Here is a 6,216-nt window from a genome sequence, read left to right as displayed (position 1 = left end):
CTAGGCTGGAAAACGCCGGCGGAGGCGCTTGACGATCTTCTGTTATGAGTGAAAGTAACTGGTGTTGCGACGACCGTTTGAATCCGCCCAATACGTCTCTATCAAATACACCGAGCGCCTGGCTGAGGCAGGCGTGGAGCCTTCTGTCGGTAGCGTCGGAGATTCCTATGACAATGCTCTCGCCGAAACCATCAACGGTCTCTACAAGGCCGAGGTGATCCATCGGCGCGGACCATGGCGAAACTTCGAGGCCGTCGAGTTCGCGACGCTGGAATGGGTCGACTGGTTCAACAACCGAAGGCTCCTGGAGTCCATCGGCAACATACCGCCGGCCGAAGCCGAGCAACGCTACTACGCCATGATGAAACAACCCGCCATGGCGGCATAACTTAAACCAAATGGCCTCCGGCAAACCCGGGGCGGTTCATAGCTATTGCGGGTCACGAACAAGGGCATCATTTAGTTCGAGCGCATTTCGGACGGCGGTTTTTTGCAACCGACAGCAGGGCTGTAGAGCTTGGAACGGCTTTTCGAATGATCGCCGGTCTATAACCAACCAGCAGCCGATCTCCCGGGTAAGCCTAATCGCGGCGTCAGTATTGCACCACTGAAGAGCGCTCTATCAAGTTCGGGGGCGCTGTCGCGTGTTGCAACCTGAAAGCGGTGGACGGGCCATTAATTCGAATGGCTAGGAGCACAATTAATCCATCACGCTGCCAGATTTAAGTCGCATGGAGTCCCATGTCGCCGCGAAGGCTCGTGCCGGGTGGGGCGCAACACCGGGAGTTTTGGATGTCCGGTCATTTGCGATTTTACTTCGCCAGTTTGGTCCTTGTTGGAGGTCTTTCGACGGCACCTGCGTGCTCCAACCCTTTTACCGACTTGTTCAATATTGCTCCTCGCCGGCCCGCTGCAACCTCCTCGGTACAGCCGGAATGCTTGCCGCGGCCCGGCAATTCGCCTGGCCCAAGCCAGCACTGGGTGTATCGGCGGGACGGCCACCGCAAATGCTGGTTTTTGGCCGAGGGAATCGTAACGGTGCGAAAACCGGTTCCTGGTCGTGTGCCCAACCGCGCCGCCAGTTCCGACGAGAACGAGGCCTCGCGGCAAGCGCGGAGCCCGGTGATCGATGCGCGTGCGGAGTTGCTAGGCTCTTCGCCGGCCGAGGGGGCTCCGCCGGCGCCGCCGGCGAGCGAAGTCAAGGTGGCTGACGCCGCTTCTGTTTCCGACGGCGACGCGCAGGCCGTAATGCCGGCGGCACCCGTTACGGCTCTTCCCAGCGGCCAGCTCACGCCCGAGCACTTCACGCCGCCCCAAGTCGACGTGGAGAAGCTTGCCTCGGCCGCGCGAGCCGACTCACCTCCAGCTATACCAATGGGCGCGCGCAATGAAGCGGTGCGCGACGAGGCGCGCACCTGGACGGTAACCTGGCTAGGTGTGCTGTTGATGACGCTGGGGGGCATCTCGATCTTAAGCTCCAGCCGCACGCTCCGGCACGCGGTGAGATTCCGCCACTGAGGCCGCGCTACACTGGGCAGGTTACCTGACGCGGCCACCGCGATCGATGAGTTCACGCTGGTGTCGCCGCATTACCACACGTACAAAGGTTCCGCGCGCCTGCACTTTGTTTGGCGCTGCCTTAGAACGACATTCGGTTACGATGATAGTCCCCTTTTGGATCGGACTGCCATCATGCGGTTCAAAGTGTTCGTGATGGACAGCGGCCGGCGAGTGATCTGCGCCGCAAAGCTTGACTGCATTGACGAGCAGGCGGCGAGACGTCGAGTTGAGGAAATATACGGCGAGCACGACGTCGAGCTTTGGGAAGGTGGCCGGCTCGTTGCTGTTTTTCAAGGTCGAACGGAGATCGGCGACCGCTCTGCCCAGAATAGACGGCCGGTCTCGCCGCCGAGTTAGTTTACGGCTCCTGCTCTGCTGCCCAGTTTGGCACGCCGTCTTCTCGGTTTAGGCTTCATATGAGTTTCGAATGCTACCAACACGAATATGCGAAGCTCGTGGCAAGCATCGCGATGTCAGAAGCCGCACCGACGAGACCCGAGGACTCTTCTGTAATGCGTCCGGTGCTAAGAACCTGAACCAGTTAGCGATCAGCCCGGCGCAAATGCCGGGCTTATTCGTCAGGTCATCCCTGGGCGGCCGGATTCGAACGAACGACTAAGCGGTGGGCTAGCAAGCTACCGCTGCGATTGTAATCGCGGTCGCTCGGACTCGCTCCTTGATGATGCTCTCATTTCCATTGCATCCCGCGATGGTCGTGGATCACTCAGGCGGAGCAGGACATCGCCGCCATCAAAGCCGGGCTTTAGACGCTTTCAGAGCAGCCCAGGGCATAACTGCGGTCGGAGATCTCCACTCGCTTAGCCATCGCCCGTGCCATTGAGCTGCGGAAACATACGGGATCATCGAGGGCGGTCCCATGGGGCTTTCGAAACGTTTGGTCGCAAAGCTTATCAGCGGACAAATTCCATAGTTCGGTACCCGCAACACTCGACAAGCGGATTCGACTGTGTTGCGGAACATTGGAAGCTTTTCTGATCCTGGTTGTCCATGGAGGGAGAGAATCTAGAGAACAATTTGCTCCCCCGCTGCATCTCAGATGCTCTCGGTAGCCAGAGGGACGGGATATTCCGGCTTCTCGGCGTACCGTTGCGGGTCAAGACTGCCGCTGGAAGCGGCACCGTCATACCTGAGCGGGCTAAACCACAGCACGCAACCCGGCCCGACTGGCGACCAGATGACTAGCCAAACAAACACGTCGGCGCGCGGTAAGAGCCGATCCCTTCCCCGCGGCTTGCTCCAACCAGCCCAGATTTCATGCAGGGGGCCCTTAGGTGGGCTCTGAATGGCCGTCAGCGGACCGCTGAGGACGAGGTATTTTCGAAATCCTTCGCGGCTTTGACTTGTATGCCGGCCAAGCCGGCTTATGTGCACGATGGTTAGCACTCGCTAGCTTCGAGTGCTATTCGATCCAAAATCAAAGCGACAAGACATAGGAGGACTGCATGAAATTCCGTCCGCTTCACGACCGCGTCGTGGTCAAGCGCATCGACGCAGAAGAGAAGACCGCTGGCGGCATCATCATTCCGGACACGGCGAAGGAAAAGCCTTCCCAGGGTGAAGTCATCGCCGTTGGCCCAGGCGGCCGCGACGAGAGCGGCAAGCTGATCCCGATCGACATTCAGGTTGGCGACCGCGTGCTGTTCGGCAAGTGGTCGGGCGCCGAGGTCAAGATCGATGGCCAGGAGCTGCTGATCATGAAGGAAAGCGACATCATGGGCGTTCTCACCGACATTTCGGCTAAGAAGAAGGCCGCCTAATCACCGCTCGCACCGCTCACCCCTGAGGAGCGCCTGCCGGGCGCCTCGCCGAGGGTGAGTGAGACTAAGCAAACCCAGGGAACCAAAATGTCAGCCAAAGAAGTCAAATTCGGCGTCGACGCCCGCGACCGCATGCTGCGCGGTGTCGACATCCTCCACAATGCCGTGAAAGTCACGCTCGGTCCGAAGGGCCGCAACGTCGTCCTCGACAAGTCGTTCGGCGCCCCCCGCATCACCAAGGATGGCGTCACCGTCGCCAAGGAGATCGAACTCGACGACAAGTTCGAGAACATGGGCGCGCAGATGGTGCGCGAAGTCGCCTCCAAGTCCGCCGATGCGGCTGGCGACGGCACCACCACCGCCACCGTTCTGGCGGCTGCGATCGTTCGTGAAGGCGCCAAGTCGGTTGCCGCCGGCATGAACCCGATGGACCTCAAGCGCGGTATCGACCTGGCTGTGGAAGCCGTGGTCGCCGACCTCGTTAAAAACTCCAAGAAGGTCACCTCGAACGAGGAAATCGCCCAGGTCGGCACGATTTCTGCCAACGGAGATGCCGAGATCGGAAAGTTCATCTCCGACGCCATGAAGAAGGTCGGCAACGAGGGGGTCATCACCGTCGAGGAAGCCAAGTCGCTGGAGACCGAGCTCGACGTGGTCGAGGGCATGCAGTTCGACCGCGGCTATATCTCGCCCTACTTCGTCACCAACGCCGACAAGATGCGCGTTGAAATGGAAGATGCCTACGTCCTGATCAATGAGAAAAAGCTATCCCAGTTGAATGAATTGCTTCCCTTGCTGGAAGCCGTGGTGCAGAGCGGCAAGCCACTTGTGATTATCGCCGAGGACGTTGAAGGCGAGGCGCTCGCGACCCTGGTCGTGAACCGCCTGCGCGGCGGCCTGAAGGTCGCGGCCGTCAAGGCTCCGGGCTTCGGCGATCGCCGCAAGGCCATGCTGCAGGACATCGCGATCCTGACCGGCGGCCAGGCGATTTCGGAAGATCTCGGCATCAAGCTCGAGAACGTCACGCTGAACATGCTCGGTCGCGCCAAGAAGGTGATGATCGACAAGGAGAACACCACCATCGTCAGCGGCGCCGGCAAGAAGACCGACATCGAGGCGCGCGTGGCCCAGATCAAGGCGCAGATCGAGGAAACCACCTCGGACTACGATCGTGAGAAGCTCCAGGAGCGTCTCGCCAAACTCGCAGGCGGCGTCGCGGTGATCCGCGTCGGCGGCGCGACCGAGGTCGAGGTGAAGGAGCGCAAGGATCGCGTTGATGACGCGATGCATGCGACCCGTGCGGCGGTTGAAGAAGGCATCCTGCCGGGCGGCGGCGTCGCCCTGCTCCGTGCCACCGAGCAGCTCACGGGCCTGCGCACCAAGAATGACGACCAGAAGACCGGTGTCGAGATCGTGCGCAAGGCGTTGTCCTACCCAGCCCGCCAGATCGCGATCAACGCCGGCGAAGACGGCTCGGTGATCGTCGGCAAGATCCTCGAGAACAAGGCCTACGCGTACGGCTTCGACTCGCAGACCGGCGATTACGGCAACCTGGTCTCCAAGGGCATCATCGATCCGACTAAGGTGGTTCGAGTGGCGATCCAGAACGCGGCCTCCGTCGCAGCGCTGCTGATCACCACGGAAGCCATGGTCGCCGAGCTGCCCAAGAAGGGCGGCGCCGGTCCGGCGATGCCTCCGGGCGGCGGCATGGGTGGCATGGGTGGTATGGACTTCTAAGTCCGACATTCACAGTTCAACAGTAGAAGGCTCGGCAGCCATGCCGGGCCTTTGCTGATTTCCTGGCGGTCAGCCGGACCCAGACTGCCGCGCGCCGGAAAGCCCCTCAGCCCGGCGAAGGTGCGCAATTAGGACATGTGGTTGTGTCCGCCTGTGAGTCTGTGGGGGAGGTGCCGGATTCGGTTTGATCGCCGATCGGCACGAAGATGCCCACCCGGTTTTCTCGGAGACTTCCCCTCTGTACACCGAGTAGTGCGGCGCGCTGACTAGGCTTCTCATGGCGGGGCCGCCGCTTGCTACGGCAGCGGCCCCTAGCCGCGAAGGCCGCGTTTACGCGATACATGCGCACCTCCGCGGCTACACGTAGCGTCGACCCGCCGACTGCTTTGTGCAAGGTGATCTACACTTGTTAGCCTTACCCGATGGCTTGCCGGCGTTTTTCGTGACGCGCTGCTGGATGTTCGCCATCGTTCTGGCGCACGCTTCACCCAGCTACTTCGCGTGAGCTGCGCTCTCCGGTTCACTGAGATCTGCCGCGTTGATCAGCAGCCTTTCAACAGGTAGGTGATGCGTAGATTTTCCGAATGCCGGGACTTCAGGGCCGTGATCTGCCGGCGCATCTCGGCGAGATCGAGCGCTTCGTATTTCGACGGCCTCTTCAATATGAAACTCGCGCGTGGCCAGCACACGAGGCCGACGCGCCGAGAATGATGGCACGAGGGCTTCGCCTGCCCCGGACGGGGGGCAATGTCCGGTGCACAAAGCTATTGGACGAGCACCTGCAAAACTTGCGCGCTAAAAGCTCAGCGCACGACAGGCCGCCAGCGCCGCATCTCACGCTCGGAGCACGAGGCCGTTCTGGAGAAAGTTCGGCATCGGCTCGACCACAATCCCAACGCAATGGGTGTCCGCCGTCAGACAGTGGAGCATCCGTTCGGCACGACGAAGGATTGGATCGGAGCAACACACTTTCTCGAGAAAGCTGTCAAAGGTGGCCGCCGAGATTCGCCATGGAGCGAAGACAAGGAAACTCCTCCCCACAGTGCTTTCAGTGGGAATAGAGAAGTTCAATGTATTCCCATTGATGTTTAAATCTACAGACCCGTAGCCCGCCATTTGGCTCGGGGACGATATCAATTCG

The 6,216-nt window shown here is 60.5% G+C and carries 4 protein-coding genes and 2 pseudogenes; all 6 read left to right on the top strand.

The genetic code is table 11. The features are described from left to right. Window positions 1-85 precede the first annotated feature (85 nt). A pseudogene (locus ABIB90_RS40320) lies at window positions 86-388 on the top strand (integrase core domain-containing protein); the annotation flags it as partial. A 404-nt stretch (window positions 389-792) separates the two neighbouring features. After that, entirely contained in the window at window positions 793-1,518 is a 726-nt protein-coding gene (locus ABIB90_RS40315) for a hypothetical protein (RefSeq protein WP_354101440.1), read from the top strand. Between the two features lie 174 nt (window positions 1,519-1,692). Then, a complete protein-coding gene (locus ABIB90_RS40310; protein ID WP_027515573.1) occupies window positions 1,693-1,917 on the top strand; it encodes a hypothetical protein in 225 nt (74 codons plus the stop codon). A gap of 1,106 nt (window positions 1,918-3,023) precedes the next feature. Further along, window positions 3,024-3,338, top strand: coding sequence for a co-chaperone GroES (locus ABIB90_RS40305; protein WP_027515571.1), 315 nt, complete (start codon window positions 3,024-3,026; stop codon window positions 3,336-3,338). 87 nt (window positions 3,339-3,425) lie between these two features. Continuing rightward, window positions 3,426-5,075 carry a chaperonin GroEL gene (gene groL / locus ABIB90_RS40300; RefSeq protein ID WP_354202856.1) on the top strand — a complete coding sequence of 550 codons (1,650 nt, stop codon included), beginning with the start codon at window positions 3,426-3,428 and terminating at the stop codon, window positions 5,073-5,075. 765 nt (window positions 5,076-5,840) lie between these two features. Continuing rightward, window positions 5,841-6,062: pseudogene (locus ABIB90_RS40295) on the top strand (IS5/IS1182 family transposase); the annotation flags it as partial. Between the last annotated feature and the right edge of the window lie 154 nt (window positions 6,063-6,216).

This window comes from Bradyrhizobium sp. JR4.1 (assembly GCF_040548605.1).
GTDB lineage: Bacteria > Pseudomonadota > Alphaproteobacteria > Rhizobiales > Xanthobacteraceae > Bradyrhizobium > Bradyrhizobium canariense.
This window is presented reverse-complemented; position numbering and strand designations above follow the sequence as displayed.

Coding starts and splice junctions, on each gene's coding strand:
- ABIB90_RS40315 (WP_354101440.1), top strand. CDS start 793: ATGTCCGGTCATTTGCGATTTTACTTCGCCAGTTTGGTCCTTGTTGGA.
- ABIB90_RS40310 (WP_027515573.1), top strand. CDS start 1,693: ATGCGGTTCAAAGTGTTCGTGATGGACAGCGGCCGGCGAGTGATCTGC.
- ABIB90_RS40305 (WP_027515571.1), top strand. CDS start 3,024: ATGAAATTCCGTCCGCTTCACGACCGCGTCGTGGTCAAGCGCATCGAC.
- groL (WP_354202856.1), top strand. CDS start 3,426: ATGTCAGCCAAAGAAGTCAAATTCGGCGTCGACGCCCGCGACCGCATG.